Below are 21,651 nucleotides of genomic sequence, written 5' to 3' on the forward strand. Positions count from 1 at the left end.
GACGACAAATCGGGTACGGGAGTTGCATTTACAAGAAATCCGGCAACCGGAGAAAAAGAACTATACGGTGAATTTTTGATGAATGCCCAGGGAGAGGATATCGTTTCCGGAAAAAGAACGCCACAGCTAGGGAATGAAATATATATAAAAATTTGTTATATCATTGATGCAATTCGAGGAGATGAACTGGAAGGAAATCGAAAAACTTGATAAGGATACGATATTTTTTTTAACAATCGGCCCGATGGAAGAGCACGGCCCCCATCTTCCAGTCGGAACAGATTTTCTTATCGCAAAATTTGTGGAAAAGAAGGCGATGACGATTCTCGAAGAAAAAAAATTTAGTGTTGTTTCACTCCCTTCCCTCCCGATCGGCTGCTGCAGAATGGCTAGAGATTTTCCGGGGAGCATGTCAATCGACTGGAAAGCTGTAAGGGATATGCTGCATCAAATTTTTGTTTCCGCGGCAAAAATGAATTTTCGGAATATTATTGTATGCAATTTTCACATGGATTTGCATCACATAAAAGCAATTCATACGGCAATTGAAAAAGGAAAAAAAGAAGGCATGACAATATGCGAACCTTTTTCGTCATATTATTTCAAAGGAATGCTATGGCCTCCCCTTAATGGAGAAGGAGAGGTGCATGCAGACATGAAAGAGACATCTCTCGCCCTTGTTCTTTTTCCAGAACTTGTAAAGGAATGGAATGACCTTCCGCCGGTGAAAATAAAAATGGATGGACCGGATGCTTTGTTCAAAACAATGAAGGAAATGGGCGCAAAGGAAGGTTATGTTGGAAATCCTTCGATAGCAAACGAGGAATATGGAAAAAAGTTTCTGGAAAAAATTACAGACATATGTACCGAAACGGCAATGGCAATGCTTTCTGGAGAAGAACTTCCAGAACTTCCGACAAGAATAAAACTTTTACTCAGGTTCATAAAATGATGAAAGACGGTCATTGATGTAATCCAAGCAATCCTGAAGGCATTTTTTGTTATCCCATCTTTTTATTTGGTCACATTTTTCTTTTCTATCAAAATGTCTTTTTATGTTCGGTACGGCCCGTACAACGTTATCGACAATCGTCACATCAGCAGCCCTTGAAGTTCTAGAAAGAGGGTTGAGATCTATGGCGATAACTATTTTCCCCATTTTTTTAAGAGCTTCACATCTGTCCCCGTCCTCTAAAGGGACAAGTACAACGTCTGCAGAATAAATTCCTTCCGTACAGCATTTTCCCCTGTCGTGTTCTAAGCCCGGTATCCTTGCATCTGCTTCCATGCCGAGAATATTTTCACCTCCCACTTCCTCAAGAAATTTTATTATCTTTTTGACTCTCTCTTCAGTTCTGTGAAACAGATTGACTTCAATCCGTGCATTTGCCGCCTCTGCAAGCTCTATGCATTCCTTTCCAGCAAGAACGGCAACGTTCCCGTTTACTGATATTACCGCATTTTTGGCGATTTTAAAATAAGCAGCAGCAGCCCCGGCAGCCTCATCAGCAGGGTCTATAGTCTTTTCCCCTATCAGGTAATCAAATGCTTCCCCTCTCCCATGTGCAATCATGCCCGTTTCGTGTACCAGCCCTTTTCTCACTCCATCTGCTATTCTCTCCCTCATCATAAGGGACTGATAGCGGGGATGGCTTTTTGGAACGTACATATTGTATGCATGCATCTTACAATTTAAAATCTTGTCTTACAATTATTATAGACTTCCTTCACATATAATTCAGTTTTGGGTAGCAGAAATTTGAGTTGTCACTTTTAGCTTTTGATATATCAAAACCCCATCATGAATTTGTGGCAGGTATTCAGCCTCATATATGGTACGAATTATGCAAATTTAAAGTTTAAATAATGGAAGATATTACACTATTGCCTTACTGGGAGCATGGTGTAGCCAGGGATCATTGCGGGCTCCAGTTATGGGAATGAATTAAAGAGGGTCATCTGATCCGTGACGATTAACTGGAGCGATGACCCATAGAAGAGACCCGCCGATCTGGGTTCAAATCCCAGTGCTCCCACTAAGAAGGAGAGATAAGATGAACGAAAAAATAAATGTGAAAACAATCATCTCAATGTTTGTACTACTGTTAGGCATAATATTCTATTTTGCATGGAATGTAAAATATGGTGCATGGACAGACATAGGAATTTATTCCGTAACTATTGTTCTGATCGGTTTCGGGATAGCAGGATTATTACTCTCCATGCTTCCAGAAAAAGAGGGTTAAAATGAGAATTGAAAGAGTGATACCTGTAATTGCCGTTTTGTTAATGACAATGGGTATTTTATCTACCGTATACGTTCACTCATTTCAGGAAAGAGAGGGAACAGATTATCTGAAGATAAATGGGAAAGAGTTCGGCATTAATGATCTATTCAATTCATGTAATAAAAAGGATATGAAAACTTCTATGGGAGAAACACATACCGGAATTTCATTGGCGGACATTGTAAATCTTTCGGGAGTGGAAAATCCTGGTGAGCATATCTATACGATTATAGCGGCAGATGGCTACTCCAAGACAGTGGAATGGAATAACATCAAAAATGGCATATTTACAGAGGAGGAAAAAAGAGCGATATTTTCAGATTTGCCCAAACAATTTTGGGTAAGAAATATTGTTGAAATAAAGGTGATTTAAAATGAAAAAGATGAGGATGTTAGCAGGGGTTGTCCTCTTTGGCTCTATATGGGGATTGATGGAATGCGCCCTCGGCGACTATCTGCACAATGTGGGCTTTTCGTCGGGAGCAATAATGACGGGTTTTATCGGCCTTGGACTGATGGCCGTAAGCAGGAGGATTTACGGAATAAGGGGCATGCAGCTCGGCATGGGAGCAGTTGCAGGAATGCTGAAATTCCTCCATCCTGTCGGCGGGTGCCTGCTCTGCTCTGCAATAGCGATAGCTGTGGAAGGAGCGCTTTTTGAGATGATTTGGTACAGTCCCCGCATAAGCATTAACAGAATAAATGGGATTGAAATGAAAGTCAGCATGGGCATTATCTCCGGTTACGTGATATACACCCTTGGCTATGTAGCCACACAGGTTTTAACACCACTGGTTGTATCTGCTCCTTTTTACCTGTCAGATTTGCTTGCCGTGATACCCAAAATTCTTTCGAGTGGGACGATTGCCGGGCTGGCCGGGGGATTGACTCTCACCATGGTCCTTTCAATACCAAACGATGTGGCCAGTAGAATGGTGGAAATAAAGAAAGAGGTTTATTATCCAGTAGCATCTCTTGTCTCCATACTCTGCTGGGCTGGCATAATCATGCTGCCATGAAAAATTTCCTGCTCACCGGGGAAAAAAATTCTGGGAAAAGTACAGCAGTATACAAAATGGTCAGGAATGCCAGTTTTTCGTGTGGGGGAGTTCTCTCTCTTCCAGTAATAAGCAACGGTGCAAAGATAGGAATAGATGCTCTCGATATTATGACGGGAGAATCAAAAGCGTTGGCAAGGGTTGGAGGTGACTTTAAAGGAATAGAGATGGGCAGGTATAAGATAAGCGGTAAGGGGATAAAACACGGCGAAAATGCGATAAATCGGGCGATTGGGAATTGCAAACTCGTTGTTATAGATGAGATAGGCCCGCTGGAGTTGAATGGACGCGGTTGGATAAAAGCCGCAGAGTATGCTTTGGAAAGCGAGAGCAATGTTTTCATTGTAGTCAGAAGTCAATTGAGAGATGCATTTATTGAAAAGTATGGAAAATATGGACTGAATGTCATAAATTTCAATGGGATTTCGCTTTCCGAGTTGCAAAAGAAATTGTGTGAGAAGCGAACATAATAACAAATTTTTTGTATAGATTTTTGTTTTTGTAGTGAATATATGGAGTTAAAGGATTTCGTTGAAAAATATGGTGAAAGATACAGTGAGTTGCTTGGGATAGATGTAGACAAGGAAATATTCAAATGGTTCCTGGCTGCTTTGCTTTTTGGAGCCCCTATTAAGGAAGAGAATGCTATCAGAACCTATAGAGTTTTAGAAAAATATGGATATACGTCTCCGGAAAAGATTATTGAAGCTGGATGGGATGAAATCGTAAGATGCTTGGATAAGGGGGGATATACAAGATATGACTTTAAAACGGCTGATAAACTCATGGAGGCATGCGAAAATTTGTTGAAACGGGGAGGAATAGAAAAAAATATTGAAGGAAGGAAGAAACGAGAGAGATTTGAAAGAGTTAGCAAAGGGAATAGGAGATACAACAGTTAATATTTTTTTGAGGGAAATGGGAATGGAACATGAACCATCTAAATATGCAGTTTTAGCTGCTAAAAAGCATGGATTGTGGAAGGAAAAAATAATAGAGGTGAAAGGAATAGATGCTGCTGAACTTGAGATCGCTTTGATGAAGTTGGGAAGAGACTTTTGCAGGAAAAATAAATGCAATGAATGCCCTTTTCCTTGTTAAATTCTACAATTATCGCAAATTATAACATTAGGGAACACATTTACTTTTTAATGCAGGAGAGGATTGGGATAATATATGGCGATACGACATCAACAGCCTTTACCTTCGCTTCGAACAGGCAGATAAGGAGACTCGACTACGTATATGTTGTTCATGAAGAAAGAAAAGTTCTGGCTCAAATCAGGGAAGCAAAGCGCATATCCAAGCTTTCCTTTGAAAAAGTTTTTCTTGAGGAAGCTAGGGAAGAAGGTGAAAAAATTTCCGCATCTGCAGACGTTATTGGATATAGTGGAAGGCAGGGGCTTTGTGTTCCCAGGACACCGTTCAGGCAGGGAGATTACGTTTACATAGCTGATGAAGCCATTGTAAGAGAAGTGCTCGGATTAAAAAAGAAAGGCGCCTATATAGGGCTCCTAAAAGATTTGAATATAAAAGTTTACCTGGACATAAATACACTCCTCCAGAAACATGTTTCAATACTTGCGAAAAGTGGAAGCGGTAAAAGTTATGCAATGGGTGTAATAATCGAGGAGTTTATAAAAAATAATGTGCCGGTTGTGATAATAGACCCGCATGGGGAATATGCTTCCCTTATCCATCCAAACCTGGACAAAAATGAACTGGAAATGATGAAAAGATTTGATGTGAAACCGAAGGGCTATGGAGGAAATATTGTCCAGTATTCTCCGGGAAATGGGGCAAATCCAGATTCGATACCACTTTACTTGGACGAGATAAACCTGGAACTGAACGATCTGCTTGACGTAATGCCATCTAAAATAACCGGTGTGCAGAAAGGAATTCTTTACCAGGCAATAAAGGAAGTCAGTGAAAAAAAGAGGATATACCTACTGGAGGACATTATAGACAATCTAAAGGAAGCTAAAAGCAGTGCAAAATGGAATTTGATTCCGCAGCTCGAGGAGCTGAATGACATGGGGCTGTTCTCGGCAGATGCAACGCCAATAGAATCACTTGTCCGGAAAGGGAAATGTTCGATAATAAATCTGAGGGGCATTCCGCCGCACATACAGGATGTGGTCGTTTCTCATGTCCTTGCAAAATTATTTGATGAAAGAAAAAGGAATGGCATTCCCCCATTCATGGTAGTCATAGAGGAGTCGCACAGGTATTGCCCCGAGAGAGGGCAGGGGGGAGCCATATCTTCGGAGATAATAAGAACGGTAGCCTCAGAGGGAAGAAAATTTGGAATGGGGCTGGCGATAGTTAGCCAGCGTCCAGCCCGGGTTGAAAAGAATGTTGTATCCCAGTGCAATACGCAGATAATACTGAAGACCACCAACCCCAATGACGTGAAGGCAATAGTTGCCTCGGTGGAGGGATTGACACAGGGAGCGGCGGATGAAATACAGCGACTTCCAATAGGAATGGCAATTGTGAGCGGTCTGCCAATCAATGCACCCCTCTTCGTGGAGATAAGGGTGAGAAGGTCGAGCCACGGCGGGAGGGCTGCAGAAGTTATTGATGAGGATGATAAGAGTTCTGCCCGTAAATTTTCTTTTAGATTCGGCAGATAGAAACAAAATTATTTAAAAAAGGATTAAATACAGTTATCATGAAAATTCTTGTCCACGTATGCTGTGCTCCCTGCTTTTGCTATCCTCACAAAAAGTTATGCGAGGAGGGATACGATGTCGTTGGATTCTGGTACAACCCGAATATTCATCCTTTTATGGAATACAGGGCAAGAGAGGAGTCGTTAAGAAATTATGCAGAAATAGAAAATGTTGAGGTAGTTTACAATACCTACGATTTTATTGACTACCTAAAAATGCAACTGCAAAGCGTTGAACGACCGGAGAGATGCGAGCATTGCTATGCTTATAGGCTTGAAAGAACTGCAAAGTATGCAACAGAAAACGGTTTCGATGCATTTACCACCACACTCCTTGTTTCCCATCATCAGTATCACGAGGCGATAAAAAAAGCAGGCAATGAGTTAGCAGAGAAATACGGCATACCGTTTTACTACGAGGATTTCCGTAAAGGATTGCATCAGGGTAATGCCATATCTAAAGCCTACGGACTTTATCGCCAGAAATACTGCGGATGCATCTTAAGCGAATGGGAGAGATACCGAAAGGCTTTATGAAAAAATCAATTTCCTCTTTTTCATGTGTATACTGTTCTTTCTGTCGTTCTCATTATTTTCGCCACTTCCTTTTGTTTATATCCCTCAGCTGAAGAGGATATTTGAGATGTAGGGCAAAATAGGGCAAATGGAGATAAATTCTGCAGAACTGGGAAAAAATTGATAGTCACCGATTCCATACAACCTTCTCCCTTTTTATCCATTCCCTGAAGAAAAAGTCCGCTATGCGATTTTTGTAAATCATACCACGTTTTTCCAATGATTGAATTGCTTTTCTGATATGAGCAAATGATTTTAATCCATGCTTTTCTATAAATTCTGTATTTAACTCAAAATCTTTATCCCTTCCAGCCATTATTACCAGCAATTTTTTCTGATATTCGCTCCCTATATTATTCCATATCAATTCAAAGCCAGGACTAAAGGAAGAAATCACCTCATCCAAAGCCCTTTTTGCCTTTTTTAAATCAATTTTATTACCCAAATTCCATACCTCATGACATATTGCCTGCACGTAGAAAGGAATACCTTCGCTGAAAGCAAGGACAAAGTTCGTCGCTTCCCTATTTATCTTTTTACCAGTTTCTTCAAATCTTTCTATTACGAATTTTTCCAGCTTTTTTCTCTCCACGGGCTCGAGCCTTACCATTTTCCCAAATCGGTAAAAAGGTCTTTCCTCATTTTCAAAAATTAATGAAATTAGATGCCTTTCACTCCCTGAAAAAAGGTAGCTCACGTTTTTATGGTTTTCCATTATCGCTCTCATCCTCCTTTCCATTCCCAAGCCATCAAACTTTTCAATTTCCTGAAATTCATCGAATGCAATTATTATCCTTTTCTTCTTCCCCTTCTTTTCAGGGAAAGCCAACACCTCTTCTAAAAGATCCTCTTTATTTCTGAAAATGGGCTCAATGCCCATTCTTCCCTTCTCGTCAATGAAGATTCTTACGCTTATTTTCGTAAAAAAATCCTTTATTTCCTTTGCAGCTTTTTCTATTGAACTATATGCGTTTTTAACAATTTCATTTATCATCATCCTTGCCATATCTTCCTTTGTTATTACACTTTGAAGATTTATTCTTACTGCTATTGCTTTCCCCTGATCGTTTATCTTTCTGAATATTTCCTCTATCAGAGAAGATTTTCCCATTTTTCTGGGGGAATAAAGAATGACGTGCTGCCCGGAAAGCAAATCCATCGTCAGTTCCTTTATTTCTTTCTCCCTGTCCACGAAATGTTTGCCTGTAACAATCGCCCCATATATGAAAGGATTTTCCATAAGATCCATAAAACCTAATGAGATAATACTTTATAACTTTTTGGTTATAACCTTTTAGTTATAACTTTTTGGTTACATATACTTATTGCAAAAGCTCAAGATAGCATTTTCATGATTTTCCAAATTTTGAGGAGACAATGATTGATATGTAAGTAGTGTCACCGTTTCGTTATCGGCATCAGATACAGCATCTGGTGTAGCATTCACTAAATACCGCATTAATGGAGGAAGCTGGATTACCTATACGTCTACATTTACAATAAGCAGTGATGGTGTTCACGCCTTGGAGTATTACAGCCAGGATAATGCAGGAAATACTGAAACAACGCATAGCGTAGAGATAAAAATTGATAAAACAGCACCATCTCCAGTTTCAAATCTACATAGTCCTACTCATGTTCCTGGAGAATATTCAAATGTTAATACAATAGAAGTGGAATGGACAGCTTCAGCAGATGCAATAAGCCATTTAGATGGATATGCAATTGAATAGGATCATACTGCAGATACGATTCCAGATGGAAAGGATATAGAAGAAGGAGTTAATTCATTAAGCAATACTGTTGGAGATGGAACACGGTATTTCCACATAAGGCCAATTGATAATGCTGGAAATTATGGATCAACATCTCATATCGGACCATTCATTATAGATACAACTGCTCCAGTAACAACACATTCATTATCTGGGACACTTGGCAATAATGGCTGGTATGTGAGCAATGTTGATGTAACTCTAACAGTAACCGATGATGATGGAATTGCTTTTACTAAATACCGCATTGATGGTGGCAGTTGACTCACATATACTGCACCAATCACAATCGGTGTTGAGGGAACCCATACAGTAGATTACTACAGCCAGGATAATGCTGGAAATACTGAAACAGTGCACAGTGTAGAAATAAAAATAGATAAGACTGCTCCATCAATAGAAAGTGTAAAAGTTTTGCCGATTGTCCAACTATTAAATGGGTATGTTAACATAACTTGTGATATAGTTGATATTAATACTCAGGTGGTAAAAGTTAACATCATGAAATACCCAAATGAATCGGTTATAAACACGACAATGATAAGTACAGATAGTGCCACATATTACTTTAATGCAACTTATGATGAAGAGGGAGTATATGACTCCTTTATATGGGCAGAAGACGAGAGTGGGCATTCTTCTGTTTCACTATCTTATAGATTCTATATATGCAATCTAACGTATGAATGTAAAATTTCATGTGGGAAAAATAACATAAGTTCGGAGAGCATGGATGTAGAACTTGTTATTAATTCTAATGACGTTACAAATGTTACAGTAGGTAATTTCAGCGAAAACCCAGTTGGTGAAGTATTATCAGTTGATTTATTAGGAAAATACTTGGAAATAAATATAGAGAATGAAAGCGTCGTTGGATGGCCTATTTATGTAAGGATATATTATTCCTTAGAAGACTTGAGTAGAAACAATATTACAGAAGCTCAATTACTTGGGATATATTATTGGAACGAAGAAAACGAAACATGGGAAATGTATAATGATACAGGAGTAAATGTAACCGATATTCTTGTCAATGGAACGCAATATGCTGGGTACGTATGGGCAAATATATGGCACTTGACGTTAATAGCTCCGGGTGCTAATCCAACCGTTCCTTTGGAAGTTAACATACAAAGCGATCCATCTGAAGTAAAGAGAGGAGGGAATCTTACTTATACTATCGCTATAAAAAATACTGGAGGTGCATCTGCACAAAACGTTCGCATAACTGAATACTATGATTCCAACTTTATTCCAATGAGCTTTGATCCTATGCCATCGGAAGGAAACAACATATGGAGATTTGATTCGATTGGGCCAGGGGAAACAAAGAAGATAAAGATAACTGGTATTGCGGCAGATAACAATGAAACAATGTTGCAAAACATGGTGCATTATTATTCGTCCAATGGAGGATGGGGAAGAGTCTGGGAGAGGACAACTGTACTGTATGCCGAGCCACATATCGAACTGGAAGCTCCCACTGAAGCAGAAGCTGGAGATGGAATATTGTGCAAGCTGATTTATTACAATGCCGGCAACATGGATATGAAAAACGTAACGGTACGGTTTACATTTCCGCATATGGAATTCGTTTATGAAAATACTTCTAATGAAAAAGAGTGGCATATGAATACTTTAGGTGGAAATTCAGGGTTCAGAGAGAAATATGGCTAGGGATAGATTTACCTTTGGATGATGGAATAATCATTCCATTATTTACAGAACTAATTTCAGACGAATTTTACCTAAATTACACAGCAAATGTAACAGTGAGAGCATGTCCATCGTTGTCGATACAAAAAGCAGATTCTCCCGATCCAGTTTATGAAGGAGAAAACTTGAGTTATACAATCATTATTTCAAACAATGGAAACATGAACGCCAGTAATGTAATCATAGAGGATGACTACGATGAAAGCATGCTGAACATAACCGATGCAGATGGTGGCACAGATGACGGAGATAAAATAACATGGAATATTGGCAATCTCACTGCTGGAGAAAGCAAGGAATATACAGTTATTGCCAAAGTAAAAGGCATAGAAGAAGAAACCACATTTCTTAACTACGCGACTGTTACATGCGGTCAGAGTGTGAGTGATTCATGTTCAGAGCAGACTACAGCTAAACCGCTACTCTCTCCTCCTGTTCTTCGGGTCAGCTTATCTTCTGCAAGTCAAGTAGAAACCAACTCTGAGATTGTATACAATATTATGATCAGCAATATTGGCGAGGAAAATGCTATTAATATGTCAATAACTGATTATTACGATTACAATCAAATCGTAGTAATAGACTCGGATGGAGGCACTGATGACGGGAATAAAATAACATGGAATGTTGGGTTGTTGCAAGGTGGGGAGAGCATAAATTACACCATTGTTGCTAAAGTGATAGCAGAAAGCGGAAGCATCATGAACTATGTTGAAGTAAGTTGTGAAAATGGGAATGAAGATACGAATGAGACAACAACCGTTATTACAGATCAGCCACCAGTTACGGAATTACAGTTCCAAGGATACGCAAACACCAAAACTTATTGGGGCTGTTACACCCTGCATTACATCCATACGGGCACAACAATAAAAATTCATGCAGAAGATATGCCGTCAGAAAACCCCTCGGGAATTAACCACACTTATTATAGGGTATGGAGATGGGATGATGCGAAATCTAAATGGAAATTGTTGTTCAACTGGAAAGAGTACGAGAACGAGAAAATTAAATTGTCCCAGATAGGAGAAACAAATGGTTATTCAGCATACGGAAAGTATACAATCGATTTTTACAGCATAGACAAATCTGGAAATAGAGAGTCTGCGAACTGGGAAGACATATACGTTACCAACGATCAAAATCAAAACCAAAATTCCGTTGCAGGGATGACCGCGATGGACAACAGCATACAGGGGTTCGAGCTGCTTTTGTTACTGGGTGCTGTAGCGGTTGTTCTCCTCCTAAAACGAAAAAGAGATTTTGAGTAACTACCACATCTTTTTCCTCTTTTTTTCTTTCACTTTTAGAAACTCTTAAAATGCCATGCCTTATTAACCTCTGGTGTCAGAATGAAGATAGTTGAATGTGTTCCGAACTTCAGCGAGGGAAAGAGAAAGGACGTCATAGACGCAATAATAAATGAAATAAAAAAATTTGACGTTAAAATATTGGATTATTCACCGGATGCCGACCACAACAGGACAGATGTGACTTTTATTGGAGGGGCTGAGGAAGTAAAAAAAGCGGCGCTTGCAATGTCGATGAAAGCCGTTGAACTCATAGACATGAACAGACATAGAGGTGAGCATCCGAGAATGGGAGCAATGGATGTCGTCCCTTTTATTCCTCTGATGGATTCCACAATGGAGGGGTGCATAGAACTGGCAAGGCAATTTGCAATGGAGTTTTCAGAAAAAACGGGTGTGCCCTGTTATCTTTATGAGGAGGCAGCAACACGCCCCGATAGGAAAAATCTTGCTAAAATAAGGAAAGGAGAGTTCGAAGGTCTGAAAGAGGAGATAGGAAAAAATCCTGACAAAAAGCCAGATTTTGGCCCGAATCATATTCATCCTACCGCCGGTGCTACTGCAGTTGGCGCCCGCTTCTTTCTAATAGCGTTTAATGTCAATCTTGCGACAGACGATATTTTGATTGCAAAGAAAATCGCAAAGGCGGTCCGTCATTCATCTGGAGGTTACAGGTATGTGAAGGCCATGGGATTTGAAATAAAGGAAAGGGGTATTGTCCAGGTTTCCATGAATATGGTGAATTACAGGGGAACACCGCTATTCAGGGTCTTCGAGACAGTAAAAAGAGAGGCGGAAAGATATGGAATCAACGTTATAGGAAGCGAGATAGTGGGGCTCATACCCATGGAGGCGCTAACGGATGTGGCAGAATTTTATCTTCAGTTAGAAAAATTTGATGAAGGGCAAATGCTGGAGAAACGTTTGCTGGAGCAGATAAAATGATGGCAGATGAACGCATAAACGAATTCATTCAAAATCTTGCAAGCGGGGCACCCACACCAGGGGGAGGGAGCGCCGCCGCCCTTGGAGGGGCGATAGCCTCCGCCCTATCGGAGATGGTGTGCAACCTGACCATCGGCAAAGAAAAATATGCTGCAGTGGAGAAGCAGATTGGAGAGGAGAAAGAAAAATTAATTTCCTGCAGGAAAAGGCTGCTCGAGATTGTGGACGAGGATGCAAAGGCGTTCGATGAGGTCATGAAAGCGTTTAAAATGCCAAAGGATGAGGATGCCAGAAAAGATGCCATTCAGGAAGCTTATAAACTTGCCGCTTCCGTTCCGATGGAAACTGCAGAACGATGCATGGAAATCCTTGAACACGCAGAGGTTATTGCAAAAATGGGAAATAAAAATTCCATAACGGATGCGGGAACTTCTGCACTGCTTGCCCATGCATCACTGAAATCTGCACTATTCAATGTGAAAATAAATCTCTCCGGGATAAAAAATGAGGCATTCCGTAAAGAAATGGAAAAGAAGACAAAATTCCTTGAAAAAAATGCAGACAAAAAACTGGAGAGCGTAAACAAAATTGTGGAAGAGCAAATATGAAAACAGATCTGGAAATAGCGAGAGAGACCGAGCTTAAGCCGATTGAAAGCATTGCTGCCGGCATAGGCATAAAAGAAAAGGAAGTAATTCCATGGGGGCGGCACAAGGCAAAGATATCGCTCGATATTTTTAAAAGAATAAGAGGAAGGGAAGATGGAAAGCTCATACTGGTAACGACAATAAATCCCACCTCTGAAGGTGAGGGAAAGACAACAATAACTATAGGTCTTGCACAGGCCCTCACAAAACTCGGCAAAAAAACGGCACTTGCAATAAGGGAGCCCTCCCTGGGACCGACAATGGGCATAAAAGGAGGGGGGACAGGCGGCGGGTATTCGCAGGTACTGCCGATGGAAGACATAAATCTTCATTTTACAGGGGACATGAATGCGGTGACATCTGCCCACAATCTGCTTTCGGCGCTTCTGGATAACCACATTTACCATGGGGACAAATTTCACATAGATCCAAGGTACATCGTATGGCCCCGCGTTATGGATATGAACGACCGCAATCTACGCAACATTGTCGTGGGACTTGGGAGGCCGATGGATGGCACCCCGAGGGAGGATAATTTTTCCATAACCGCCGCATCCGAGGTGATGGCGATTCTGTGCCTTTCCAGAGATATCGATGAACTGAAAAAAAGATTGTCAAAAATAATAGCTGCTTATACATACGAGGAAAAGCCCATTACCGCTTCAGATTTAAATGCCGTTGGAGCCATGACATTACTTCTTAACGATGCCATAAAGCCCAATCTGGTGCAGACCGTCGAGTATGTGCCCGCTTTTGTTCACGGTGGTCCATTTGCAAATATCGCTCACGGAACGAACAGCTTGATTGCAACAAAAATGGGGTTGAAACTGGCAGACTATTTTGTTACAGAGGCGGGCTTCGGAAGCGACCTTGGAGCGGAAAAATTTTTTGACATTGTATGCAGACATGGCATAAAGCCCAGTATCGTAGTGCTTGTTGTTTCCGTAAGGGCATTGAAAGTTCACGGGGGAATGGGCCAAAAAGATGCAAGGATGGGAAAAGGCGGGGATAATGCAATAAAAAAAGGTCTCATGAACATGGAGAAACATCTGGAAAATATATCTCTTTTTGGTTTGCCTATTGTAGTGGCAATAAATAAATTCCCTAGTGACAGGGATGGGGAAATAGAAATTATAGAAAAATTTTGCAATGGACTGTCGATACCTGTAGCAGTTTCGGAGGTATGGAACGACGGCGGGGAAGGTGGGATAGAATTGGCCGGAAAAGTTGTGGATACGCTCTACAACAAAAAACCGAATTTCAGGTATCTTTACTCCCCGGATATGGGCGTGAAAGAAAAAATTGAAATCATCGCCAAAAAAATTTATGGTGCCGGTAAAGTAGTTTACACTGTCACTGCAGAAGACGACATAAGAGTGATAAGGAATCTGGACATGGAAGATTCGCTCGTATGCATGGCAAAAACGCCTTATTCACTTTCCGACGACCCGAAGATTAAGGGCAGGCCGGAGAACTTCAAAATCACGATAAAGAAAATAAGAATTTCCGCAGGGGCGGGCTTCATTGTGCCTATAACGGGAAAAATAACGACCATGCCGGGATTGCCAGCCCGTCCTGCTGCTGAAAAAATGGATATTATAAAAGGAAGGATGGAGGGGTTGTTTTAGAAATAATGGTGTTGGGAAGTCAATCGGGCCTATATTTCTCCTCTGTTTATTCTGTCTTTCAGCCCATCGAATTGCTCTCTTGTCAGCCTGCACATGTTTCCTTCTTCCCCAATCACCACTTCATTCCCTTTTATCTCAACATACGGGCAACATCCTTTTTCTCCACATAAACAAACTTTCATGGTTATAAATCCAAAACCCATATTTAAATTTTAACGATAGTTAATACTTTTATATTATTTTATATTTTGAGTAATAAATGGGTATAGGTCATGAGACGTATAGATAATTAATATGACAATACCAATTTTCATTTGCTCGAATCACAAAAGGGCAAAAATCAGCCGAACGGGTTGAGAAAGTGATGTTCATAAAATCCAGTGACATTTGAAAATTTGTAATCCTTGCCGTCTACGATTATAGCTCCGCTCATCTTGCCCATCAGATAGGGCGTGCCTATATTGTATACTCCTATAATGTATATCTGTTCAACCTCTACGGTTACATCTGCTGAAAAGCTCCCGTTCGAGCCGTACAAGCGCAGCCTTGTTGGCTTTTTGAATCCGCATATCACATCCCATTCCAGATATTCCAGTTTCAAATCCGGCATGTGTATTGCCTTACTTACCGTTTCATTTGAAAAGTATATTCCCCCTTCGAAAGGTTTGTCACCAAACTTTGCCATGCCGTATACTACGCTGGCGGGTATGGAGTCATCACTGAATTCCCCCCACTCCCAATCCATGGAAAGCTTTCTCGATATGCCCCAGTTGTGATCGTGATACCCTTTCCCGGATATTTTGTATACATGGCGTCCTTCTTTGTCAGTATATTCCAAAACTCCATCTGTCTTTCCGCAGGGAGCAGGTATAGTCCATCTCATCCATTCCTCTCCCCCCATATCTGTAGGTATTGCTGTTACCCCACATGTTATTCCCGATACATTGAGATACAGGCTTGCATCGCTTATGCCGTTGTGGTAAGTTATCGTATAATTCTCTTTGCCAGATTCGTAAAATACATCACCGGCAATGGTAACGTTGCACTTTTCGTAGTCCAGATTGTAGTCAATGAATGGATAGCTTTTCAAACTTTTAAAAATGCTTCCATCTTCCTTCATAAAAATCATGACAATCCCAACCGCCGATGCAAATGGATTGTTTAAATCACCAAAAGTAAAAAATTCTATGAGCAGGTTGTTCCCGTCATCACCCTTCACATTCATGTACCACCACTCGTACCAGTTTACAATATTGCTGTCGTTCTGATAGTACTTAAAATGGGCGGCATCATCTATATCATCTGGTCCGTCACAGCATAGGGCATTGGGCAGGGAGAATGTTGCATTCTCTTCTCTCTCAAATTTTTCTTCTCCAGTTATGGAAATGGCACCTAAAAGAATAACAAAAGAAACTGCAGTGGCAATAATTTTTTTCATATACTTTGTATAAAAATTGTCATATTTACTTTTTTGCCTATCCACTTTACTTTTGTACCAGAACATATGAAGGTGTTTTGTTTCGGTTTGGCCATCTTTTCCATCTCAATAAAATAGTACGTATAGTGATAAACAGAAAAAACAAGGAAAGAGATTAGGAGGAATACCCTCCTATTTTAAGGGACGGGTCGCCCAGTAAAACCCATTCTTCTATGGTCTTAAGATCTATCTTGTCGTCCATGGGCGGGAAAACACTGGCATAATTTGATATTGCACCTCCCCACATTTCGCCGAGTATATCAACATGTTCTTGTCCGTAGAGTTCGAAGAAGTTTGTTTCAAGCCAACCAAGAAGATATTGTATGCAGTCTGGAACACCGTCATTGTTGCGATCCCCAATTGTTCCGTATCCAAGCCCCGTGCATCCTATGCTTCCGATAGCACCACCACTCTTCGCTTTTACAATCCACCATCCGAAGCACTCGGGAATGGGCATCCAGTACCAAGTCAGAGTTCCTGTAAGCGATTTGATACACCCTATGGTGCTGTCCGCAAGTGTTGCATTAAACATGCTGTTGTGGCAGCCGCCTATGACCACTACCGGGTATTTTCCATCGTTTGAAAGCAACGGCATATGGTAAACATCCAGTCCAAGAATATACTTCCCATGCGGGTCCTCTGTGAAGTCTTTTGCCATCCACATTCCTGGGCTGCCGTGACCTGAGAAGTGCACAAAGCCGCATCCATTACTTATTTCCTTTACAACATTGGACTGTTTGAGATTTCCTTCTGACCACCATAACTTCACGGGCTCAAAGCCTTCAAGATATTCAGCCGTCTTTTGAGTTGCAACTTCTCCCTCAAGATAATTGTGTGCACTGATGTCATTAAAGGTATCGCCGGCGACCAGCAATGCTTTGTTAAACCAGGACGAATCGCATCCACTTTCGTATGTGATGATTTTATTTACCAATATCTGCACTTCATTTGTATTCCTGCATGCAAGCCTGCCAACGTAAACATCAGGATAACCATCGATTTTGTCTTTCCCTCCAAAACGCCATTCTCCGTATATGCCATTATCGTTTGTATCCCATGTGCTGAAGTTTCCATCTGCATCGTAAATATCCGCATAGTAGAGATCGCTTATGTAACTCGGTTCAGATCCATCCTCATTACGGACATATCGTACCGGGACATGCCACTGCTGCCCCGAGATCAATGATGTTAACCCACCGGCAAGCATTACATATTTTATTCCCCACTGTTCTATTGCATTCTTAATGAAATATTTTACCTTCTCTGCATCATCCCTTCCACTGGATGTCTGGTATATTTCTTCGGTTGTGGCAAGCATCGTTTTTACATCATAGCTTTCCTTATGCTCTATCAATGGCTGTAAAGTATCGCTGAACTCAGATGGCGTTACAATGAGCAAATCATAAGCATCATTGTTAAGCATTGGCTTTTCTGGAGGAATGTAATTTATCTCAATGCTCATTTCATTTACATACTCCAGTTCATCTGTTGATGGAATGTAGCGTGCTGGAAAAGCATGTACTGAAAGAAATATAGCATGCTCTCCGTTTTGAATGCCCGCTCCAATGTTATATGTGAACCAGTTTGATGGATATGGTTCGTTGCTTTCATACACCCTGCCCTCCTTCGCTGCTTTTGGTTCAGCTCCGTTCAGCGGTACAAGCTCTGGAGCAGGAGCTATTTTTTTGTCCAGATGCATTGTCTGTATATTGCCCAGTTCAACATCTATGCTTTCAATTTTCGTTCCGAACGGAAATGTAAGCGTTTCTGATTTATAAGGCATGATTGGATGGCCTGGACTGTTGTCACTCACAGCATTTTTAACTGTCACTATTGCATAATTTTCCTTGAAGGATATCTCTGGGACAGCAAATGTTTCGTATAGTTCCTTAAAAGACATGCCGGCGTTTTCATCTCCTGATAACATTTCATGCCGGGAGTTGTAGCCCGCCATGCTTACAAAAGTGCTCATAACAAATATAGCCACTACCAATATTCCAATTATTTTCTTTTTCATGTCAATCAAATAACAATACAAAAGGTGGTTATAATTTTTGTGCCCCAGAGCCCTTTTTCTTTAAAAGAAAAAGTGCTTCAGCCCAAAAAGAACTAATCCAAAAATAATAATAGATATGATTTTAATCTTTTTTGAAGAGATTATAATAACTCCATTTAATCCAGTTTTCGGATTTTTCGATCCCGTTAATTAATGCCGGGTCAACATCAACCGCTTTTTGACTGCATATAATTTGTTCTATAGTAGAATCTGTGAGGACAGAATTAGGGTGGGCCTTATCATAGTGCCCTCTAATGCCATATGCAAGTCTTATCTTCGGAATTCCATTATCTATCTTAGTTCTTTTTGTTCGATAAGGTCGTTCTTTGCCACATTCTGGGCATTTTAACACGATACAATTAACCTTTAGAACAACTTTAAAATGAATTTTTTAGAAATCGGCAACCCTGGCAATCTCTATTTTCTCCCCTATATTAGCCCCCAATATCTTGCATGCATTTCCGTCTCTGCAGGAAATCTCTAAAAAATTCGAACTGGAAATGGTGAGCAATATATCATTCTTTTCGGCATAGCCATAACTCTTCACGAATTTTATTTCAAATTCTTTGCTGGCTATACCTGCTTTTACGCTATCCCCGTTTTTCAGTCCTACAATTTCTTTTGGTATATTGGTTATTATATTGCCAAACTTATCTACAAAAATTATTTTCCCGGTGATAACATTATCGGTACTGGCATCACCGAAATCCAGGCTTCTGTAATCTGCAAAGGCCTTTCCCATTTCATGAGGGCTTACCCCCAAGGAAATATGGGCAGCAATAGGAGAAAATATGTCCCTTCCGTGAAATGTGGTAGATACTTCCGAAGACATGTACCTTTTCTCTGTAATTTCGTATACGGTCTTTATGTCCAGCCGCCGCCCTGCCGGGATTAAGATGCCATTATCTGGCCCGATCAGACAGCCTTTATCGCATTCCACAATCAGCGACTTCCTCTCCGTACCAACCCCGGGGTCGACAACGGCAATATGTATCGCGTTTGGAAAATGGATAACCGTGGAGTACAGTACATAAGCTCCTTCCATCACATTTCGGGGGGAAATATCATGAGTTACATCGACAATTTTCGCATCAGGATTTATGGACAAAATACTGGCTTTCATCTGTGCGGCATATGCCCATCCAATATCGGTGGTGAGAGTTATTATACTGCTCATTTTTCACCCACGATTTCATCTATCCAATTGAAATAATCATACAGCCCGTACTTAACTGGCACGGCAACTATTTCGGGTATTTCATAACTGTGCATTTCCTTTATCCTATCCTTTATGCTGGCCCACATATCCTCTCTAGATTTCATTACAAGAATAACTTCTTTTTTTTCTTCTACCTTTTTGTTCCACCAGAAAAAGGATTTAACATCGGACATACTGATACAGGCAACCAACTTTTCTTCAGTAAGAGTTTTTGCAATTCTCTCTGCCTCTTCCTTCTCGCATGTGCAGAAAACCATTATGTAATTCATAAGCACTAAACGAAAAACCAAATTAAAAATTAATGCCAATCATTTAAAATGGGCAAGAGTTTATAACCGTGAAAAAATTTGCTAAAACATTGCTGGCTATTTTCTCAATAGCACTTCTTATACCTTTTATACCATCCGACAATAATACGGAAAAAAAAGCAGATACATTCGGGGAGTGCATGGGGAATATGCATGCTTCCCTCAGCGATGAATATTTCATCCCAGAGAACATGACACTAAAGGATGATAGCTTTCATTCTGACCTGCCCCTCCATATTGAAACATGGTACTACGAGGCCATTTTCAACAATAATTATAGTATGATATTCATAGTAACATTATTTTCTTCTGATGGAAAGAGCGGAACAGCATTGGCTGGTCTTTACATTTATAAGGAAGGGCACATGGAAGTTATGGAAAGAGCAACTGCATTTTCTTTCTATGCGTCAAACGAAGGACCTTTCATAAAATTTTTTGGTGATGAAGTAGTGAACGGCTACATAGATAAGTATAACAGGTTGTCATATGATATTTCTTTTGAAAAAAATGAGAATGGAATAGAACTGCAATTTATCAATAAAACCAGAGGGTGGAAGGGAGAGATGGGAATGGGATGGTGGCTTGCTATTCCGGAACTGCATGTAACGGGAAAAATGAAAATAGGCGGGAAAGTTACCAGCGTAGAGGGAAAGGGATACCATGATCACAACATATTTTCGTTATTTACCCCCGTAGTAGAATGGGGATATATGGATGGGAAAGTTACGTGTGATTCTTTCTCCTTAGTATGGGGAGATATAATGCATAACAGACGGTATTCTGATATTTTTGCTATTTTAAGCGAAAACGGGAGTTACATGGCCGTTCTTCCCGAAAGCATTGAAATGAGGTTTTATTCCTATATATATGACCACGGTAGGAAAATACCCACAGAATCTTTTATTTCCATAGATGATACCAAAAATTCTATTTTTGTTGAATTGCATATGACCACTATAGATTTTCATCATATACGACTGCCCTTTATCCATTATTGGAGATATCACGTAAAAGTTGAGGGAATTATAAGAACTGCATTTCGTGAAGAAATAGTCGATGAAATATGCATTATGGAACGGATGTTGTACTAAAAAACACAAGTTTTGCAGGTAATTTTTAGCTTTAGCCGTGATAAATTGTGTTCGTTATGGGAGATGGCAATAGTTATTTGAGGAGCTGTAGAGGGATAGACGAGGACTTTCTCATCCTATCTAAATGGAATATCCGGACAGCTTGCTCATCGTCTGTCAGTGGATCATGAATTCCCTATTCTTTTTTCTTCCACAGTAGCACAGCAGCCATAGCCGCAATCAAAGCGATAAATTCAAAGCCAGGGATGCCACCTTTTTTGTTATTCACTTTCACCGTTATTACGTCAATGTTTGAATATTCATGTCCATCATATGCCCTTGCTTGTACAATATAATCTCCATTGTCAAAGCCAGTTGTATCCCACGTGTAGTTCCATGTTGTTGTTTCATTAACAACTGTCCAGTTTCCATTGCCGATTTTTATTTCCACTTTTTTAACAGAAATATCGTCGCTTGCCGTTTCCTGAATGTTAACAATTCCAGAAATGGTCATCAACTAACAAAGTAGTATTAAATATGTGATTCAAGCCATTGGAAAGCAAGATTTTATGAAAATGCTTATAATGCTGGTTTTGATTAAAGATAGCGAAAAAATGGTTGAGATAAGGCAAAAAATTTCGGATTGGAATGATATACGAACTGAGTTCGGATATAAGGAGTTATATGACATTCCGCCCGCCAAAAATAGGAGGAAAAAGAGATGAACGAAACAGAAAGCACGCAAAAGGGTTTATTTAAAAATAATATTTACCAAAATGATAGTATGAACTTTGTAATAGAAGACAAGGAAGAAAAAGGGAAGTATTTGCTTGATGAGATCAAAAATAAAGTTATTTTAGGTGATACATTCAAAGTGCTTAAGAAAATAGGTGACGAGAGT

At 40.2% G+C, this 21,651-nt stretch carries 29 protein-coding genes and 1 tRNA gene; 20 read left to right on the top strand and 10 right to left on the bottom strand.

The annotated features are described in order from the left end of the window. Together U9O96_06940 and U9O96_06945 are read left to right on the top strand one after the other, a co-directional pair. A partial coding sequence (locus U9O96_06940) for a PEP/pyruvate-binding domain-containing protein (protein MEA2054819.1) occupies nt 1-210 on the top strand: 210 nt, incomplete at its 5' end. Further along, a complete protein-coding gene (locus tag U9O96_06945; protein ID MEA2054820.1) occupies nt 182-952 on the top strand; it encodes a creatininase family protein in 771 nt (256 codons plus the stop codon). The genes U9O96_06940 and U9O96_06945, both read left to right, overlap by 29 nt. Here U9O96_06945 and U9O96_06950 read toward each other — a convergent pair. Beyond that, the gene (locus U9O96_06950) at nt 932-1,669 is read right to left on the bottom strand and encodes a 4-phosphopantoate--beta-alanine ligase (protein ID MEA2054821.1); all 738 of its coding nucleotides are present in this window, start codon (nt 1,667-1,669) and stop codon (nt 932-934) included. The two genes, U9O96_06945 and U9O96_06950, sit on opposite strands and share 21 nt — an antisense overlap. 225 nt (nt 1,670-1,894) lie before the next feature. Here U9O96_06950 and U9O96_06955 point away from each other — a divergent pair. From U9O96_06955 to U9O96_06995, 9 genes are all read left to right on the top strand, one after another. Beyond that, nucleotides 1,895-2,036, top strand: a tRNA-Trp gene (locus tag U9O96_06955). A gap of 18 nt (nt 2,037-2,054) precedes the next feature. Next, nucleotides 2,055-2,246, top strand: a complete 192-nt coding sequence (locus U9O96_06960; protein ID MEA2054822.1) for a hypothetical protein — start codon at nt 2,055-2,057, stop codon at nt 2,244-2,246. Nucleotide 2,247: 1 nt separating this feature from the next. Beyond that, complete coding sequence (locus tag U9O96_06965; GenBank protein ID MEA2054823.1) at nt 2,248-2,661, top strand: hypothetical protein; 414 nt, start codon at nt 2,248-2,250, stop codon at nt 2,659-2,661. A 1-nt stretch (nt 2,662) separates the two neighbouring features. Further along, nucleotides 2,663-3,307, top strand: coding sequence for a hypothetical protein (locus U9O96_06970; protein ID MEA2054824.1), 645 nt, complete (start codon nt 2,663-2,665; stop codon nt 3,305-3,307). Then, on the top strand, nt 3,304-3,816 hold the full coding sequence (locus U9O96_06975; GenBank protein MEA2054825.1) for a nucleoside-triphosphatase: 513 nt from the start codon (nt 3,304-3,306) through the stop codon (nt 3,814-3,816). The genes U9O96_06970 and U9O96_06975 overlap by 4 nt, the downstream gene beginning before the upstream one ends. Before the next feature lie 42 nt (nt 3,817-3,858). Then, entirely contained in the window at nt 3,859-4,248 is a 390-nt protein-coding gene (locus U9O96_06980; GenBank protein ID MEA2054826.1) for a hypothetical protein, read from the top strand. A gap of 22 nt (nt 4,249-4,270) precedes the next feature. After that, nucleotides 4,271-4,447, top strand: a complete 177-nt coding sequence (locus U9O96_06985) for a hypothetical protein (GenBank protein ID MEA2054827.1) — start codon at nt 4,271-4,273, stop codon at nt 4,445-4,447. A 50-nt stretch (nt 4,448-4,497) separates the two neighbouring features. Next, nucleotides 4,498-5,985 carry an ATP-binding protein gene (locus U9O96_06990; GenBank protein ID MEA2054828.1) on the top strand — a complete coding sequence of 496 codons (1,488 nt, stop codon included), beginning with the start codon at nt 4,498-4,500 and terminating at the stop codon, nt 5,983-5,985. A gap of 38 nt (nt 5,986-6,023) precedes the next feature. Then, a complete protein-coding gene (locus U9O96_06995) occupies nt 6,024-6,560 on the top strand; it encodes an epoxyqueuosine reductase QueH (protein MEA2054829.1) in 537 nt (178 codons plus the stop codon). A 166-nt stretch (nt 6,561-6,726) separates the two neighbouring features. Here U9O96_06995 and U9O96_07000 read toward each other — a convergent pair whose 3' ends face one another. After that, complete coding sequence (locus tag U9O96_07000) at nt 6,727-7,848, bottom strand: ATP-binding protein (protein ID MEA2054830.1); 1,122 nt, start codon at nt 7,846-7,848, stop codon at nt 6,727-6,729. A gap of 274 nt (nt 7,849-8,122) precedes the next feature. Between U9O96_07000 and U9O96_07005 the strand changes: the two genes are divergently transcribed. Next, the gene (locus U9O96_07005) at nt 8,123-8,332 is read left to right on the top strand and encodes a hypothetical protein (protein MEA2054831.1); all 210 of its coding nucleotides are present in this window, start codon (nt 8,123-8,125) and stop codon (nt 8,330-8,332) included. 137 nt (nt 8,333-8,469) lie between these two features. Here U9O96_07005 and U9O96_07010 read toward each other — a convergent pair whose 3' ends face one another. After that, on the bottom strand, nt 8,470-8,643 hold the full coding sequence (locus tag U9O96_07010; GenBank protein MEA2054832.1) for a hypothetical protein: 174 nt from the start codon (nt 8,641-8,643) through the stop codon (nt 8,470-8,472). Nucleotides 8,644-8,728: 85 nt separating this feature from the next. Here U9O96_07010 and U9O96_07015 point away from each other — a divergent pair, with 85 nt between their 5' ends. The 5 genes from U9O96_07015 (at nt 8,729) to U9O96_07035 (ending at nt 14,620) form a co-directional block, all read left to right on the top strand. Next, nucleotides 8,729-10,051 carry a hypothetical protein gene (locus U9O96_07015; GenBank protein ID MEA2054833.1) on the top strand — a complete coding sequence of 441 codons (1,323 nt, stop codon included), beginning with the start codon at nt 8,729-8,731 and terminating at the stop codon, nt 10,049-10,051. Beyond that, nucleotides 9,997-11,361: a hypothetical protein gene (locus U9O96_07020; GenBank protein ID MEA2054834.1), complete on the top strand. Its 1,365-nt coding sequence runs from the start codon at nt 9,997-9,999 to the stop codon at nt 11,359-11,361. Before U9O96_07015 ends, U9O96_07020 begins: the two co-directional genes overlap by 55 nt. Nucleotides 11,362-11,442: 81 nt before the next feature. After that, nucleotides 11,443-12,345: a glutamate formimidoyltransferase gene (gene ftcD / locus U9O96_07025; protein MEA2054835.1), complete on the top strand. Its 903-nt coding sequence runs from the start codon at nt 11,443-11,445 to the stop codon at nt 12,343-12,345. Further along, nucleotides 12,342-12,953, top strand: coding sequence for a cyclodeaminase/cyclohydrolase family protein (locus tag U9O96_07030; protein ID MEA2054836.1), 612 nt, complete (start codon nt 12,342-12,344; stop codon nt 12,951-12,953). Before ftcD ends, U9O96_07030 begins: the two co-directional genes overlap by 4 nt. Beyond that, a complete protein-coding gene (locus tag U9O96_07035) occupies nt 12,950-14,620 on the top strand; it encodes a formate--tetrahydrofolate ligase (GenBank protein MEA2054837.1) in 1,671 nt (556 codons plus the stop codon). The genes U9O96_07030 and U9O96_07035 overlap by 4 nt, the downstream gene beginning before the upstream one ends. Before the next feature lie 29 nt (nt 14,621-14,649). Here the strand turns inward: U9O96_07035 and U9O96_07040 are convergent, their stop codons facing one another. From U9O96_07040 to cutA, 6 genes are all read right to left on the bottom strand, one after another. Further along, a complete protein-coding gene (locus tag U9O96_07040; GenBank protein MEA2054838.1) occupies nt 14,650-14,802 on the bottom strand; it encodes a hypothetical protein in 153 nt (50 codons plus the stop codon). 158 nt (nt 14,803-14,960) lie between these two features. Further along, nucleotides 14,961-16,058 (bottom strand): hypothetical protein, encoded by a 1,098-nt coding sequence (locus tag U9O96_07045; protein MEA2054839.1) that lies wholly within the window; start codon nt 16,056-16,058, stop codon nt 14,961-14,963. Between the two features lie 154 nt (nt 16,059-16,212). Then, nucleotides 16,213-18,114, bottom strand: coding sequence for a C25 family cysteine peptidase (locus tag U9O96_07050; protein ID MEA2054840.1), 1,902 nt, complete (start codon nt 18,112-18,114; stop codon nt 16,213-16,215). Between the two features lie 121 nt (nt 18,115-18,235). After that, nucleotides 18,236-18,505 carry a hypothetical protein gene (locus U9O96_07055; GenBank protein ID MEA2054841.1) on the bottom strand — a complete coding sequence of 90 codons (270 nt, stop codon included), beginning with the start codon at nt 18,503-18,505 and terminating at the stop codon, nt 18,236-18,238. A gap of 39 nt (nt 18,506-18,544) precedes the next feature. Then, nucleotides 18,545-19,330 (bottom strand): SAM-dependent chlorinase/fluorinase, encoded by a 786-nt coding sequence (locus U9O96_07060; GenBank protein MEA2054842.1) that lies wholly within the window; start codon nt 19,328-19,330, stop codon nt 18,545-18,547. After that, nucleotides 19,327-19,641, bottom strand: coding sequence for a divalent-cation tolerance protein CutA (cutA, locus tag U9O96_07065; GenBank protein MEA2054843.1), 315 nt, complete (start codon nt 19,639-19,641; stop codon nt 19,327-19,329). The genes U9O96_07060 and cutA overlap by 4 nt, the downstream gene beginning before the upstream one ends. Before the next feature lie 68 nt (nt 19,642-19,709). Between cutA and U9O96_07070 the strand changes: the two genes are divergently transcribed. Then, nucleotides 19,710-20,771 carry a hypothetical protein gene (locus tag U9O96_07070; protein ID MEA2054844.1) on the top strand — a complete coding sequence of 354 codons (1,062 nt, stop codon included), beginning with the start codon at nt 19,710-19,712 and terminating at the stop codon, nt 20,769-20,771. 175 nt (nt 20,772-20,946) lie between these two features. On the opposite strand, the gene U9O96_07075 is transcribed toward U9O96_07070, so the two are convergent. Then, complete coding sequence (locus U9O96_07075) at nt 20,947-21,264, bottom strand: Ig-like domain-containing protein (GenBank protein MEA2054845.1); 318 nt, start codon at nt 21,262-21,264, stop codon at nt 20,947-20,949. Nucleotides 21,265-21,319: 55 nt separating this feature from the next. Here U9O96_07075 and U9O96_07080 point away from each other — a divergent pair, with 55 nt between their 5' ends. After that, nucleotides 21,320-21,475 (top strand): hypothetical protein, encoded by a 156-nt coding sequence (locus U9O96_07080; protein ID MEA2054846.1) that lies wholly within the window; start codon nt 21,320-21,322, stop codon nt 21,473-21,475. Next, nucleotides 21,472-21,651 (top strand): hypothetical protein (locus U9O96_07085; GenBank protein ID MEA2054847.1); only part of this gene is annotated, 180 nt, incomplete at its 3' end. The genes U9O96_07080 and U9O96_07085, both read left to right, overlap by 4 nt.

This window comes from Candidatus Thermoplasmatota archaeon (genome assembly GCA_034660695.1).
Taxonomy (GTDB): Archaea; Thermoplasmatota; E2; order UBA202; family DSCA01; genus JAYEJS01.

Bases quoted from the DNA above. Each gene is read 5' to 3' on its own strand.
- U9O96_06945 (MEA2054820.1), top strand. From the start codon at position 182: ATGAACTGGAAGGAAATCGAAAAACTTGATAAGGATACGATATTTTTT.
- U9O96_06950 (MEA2054821.1), bottom strand. From the start codon at position 1,669: ATGTACGTTCCAAAAAGCCATCCCCGCTATCAGTCCCTTATGATGAGG.
- U9O96_06960 (MEA2054822.1), top strand. From the start codon at position 2,055: ATGAACGAAAAAATAAATGTGAAAACAATCATCTCAATGTTTGTACTA.
- U9O96_06965 (MEA2054823.1), top strand. From the start codon at position 2,248: ATGAGAATTGAAAGAGTGATACCTGTAATTGCCGTTTTGTTAATGACA.
- U9O96_06970 (MEA2054824.1), top strand. From the start codon at position 2,663: ATGAAAAAGATGAGGATGTTAGCAGGGGTTGTCCTCTTTGGCTCTATA.
- U9O96_06975 (MEA2054825.1), top strand. From the start codon at position 3,304: ATGAAAAATTTCCTGCTCACCGGGGAAAAAAATTCTGGGAAAAGTACA.
- U9O96_06980 (MEA2054826.1), top strand. From the start codon at position 3,859: ATGGAGTTAAAGGATTTCGTTGAAAAATATGGTGAAAGATACAGTGAG.
- U9O96_06985 (MEA2054827.1), top strand. From the start codon at position 4,271: ATGGAACATGAACCATCTAAATATGCAGTTTTAGCTGCTAAAAAGCAT.
- U9O96_06990 (MEA2054828.1), top strand. From the start codon at position 4,498: ATGCAGGAGAGGATTGGGATAATATATGGCGATACGACATCAACAGCC.
- U9O96_06995 (MEA2054829.1), top strand. From the start codon at position 6,024: ATGAAAATTCTTGTCCACGTATGCTGTGCTCCCTGCTTTTGCTATCCT.
- U9O96_07000 (MEA2054830.1), bottom strand. From the start codon at position 7,848: ATGGATCTTATGGAAAATCCTTTCATATATGGGGCGATTGTTACAGGC.
- ftcD (MEA2054835.1), top strand. From the start codon at position 11,443: ATGAAGATAGTTGAATGTGTTCCGAACTTCAGCGAGGGAAAGAGAAAG.
- U9O96_07030 (MEA2054836.1), top strand. From the start codon at position 12,342: ATGATGGCAGATGAACGCATAAACGAATTCATTCAAAATCTTGCAAGC.
- U9O96_07035 (MEA2054837.1), top strand. From the start codon at position 12,950: ATGAAAACAGATCTGGAAATAGCGAGAGAGACCGAGCTTAAGCCGATT.
- U9O96_07040 (MEA2054838.1), bottom strand. From the start codon at position 14,802: ATGAAAGTTTGTTTATGTGGAGAAAAAGGATGTTGCCCGTATGTTGAG.
- U9O96_07045 (MEA2054839.1), bottom strand. From the start codon at position 16,058: ATGAAAAAAATTATTGCCACTGCAGTTTCTTTTGTTATTCTTTTAGGT.
- U9O96_07050 (MEA2054840.1), bottom strand. From the start codon at position 18,114: ATGAAAAAGAAAATAATTGGAATATTGGTAGTGGCTATATTTGTTATG.
- U9O96_07060 (MEA2054842.1), bottom strand. From the start codon at position 19,330: ATGAGCAGTATAATAACTCTCACCACCGATATTGGATGGGCATATGCC.
- cutA (MEA2054843.1), bottom strand. From the start codon at position 19,641: ATGAATTACATAATGGTTTTCTGCACATGCGAGAAGGAAGAGGCAGAG.
- U9O96_07075 (MEA2054845.1), bottom strand. From the start codon at position 21,264: ATGACCATTTCTGGAATTGTTAACATTCAGGAAACGGCAAGCGACGAT.
- U9O96_07080 (MEA2054846.1), top strand. From the start codon at position 21,320: ATGAAAATGCTTATAATGCTGGTTTTGATTAAAGATAGCGAAAAAATG.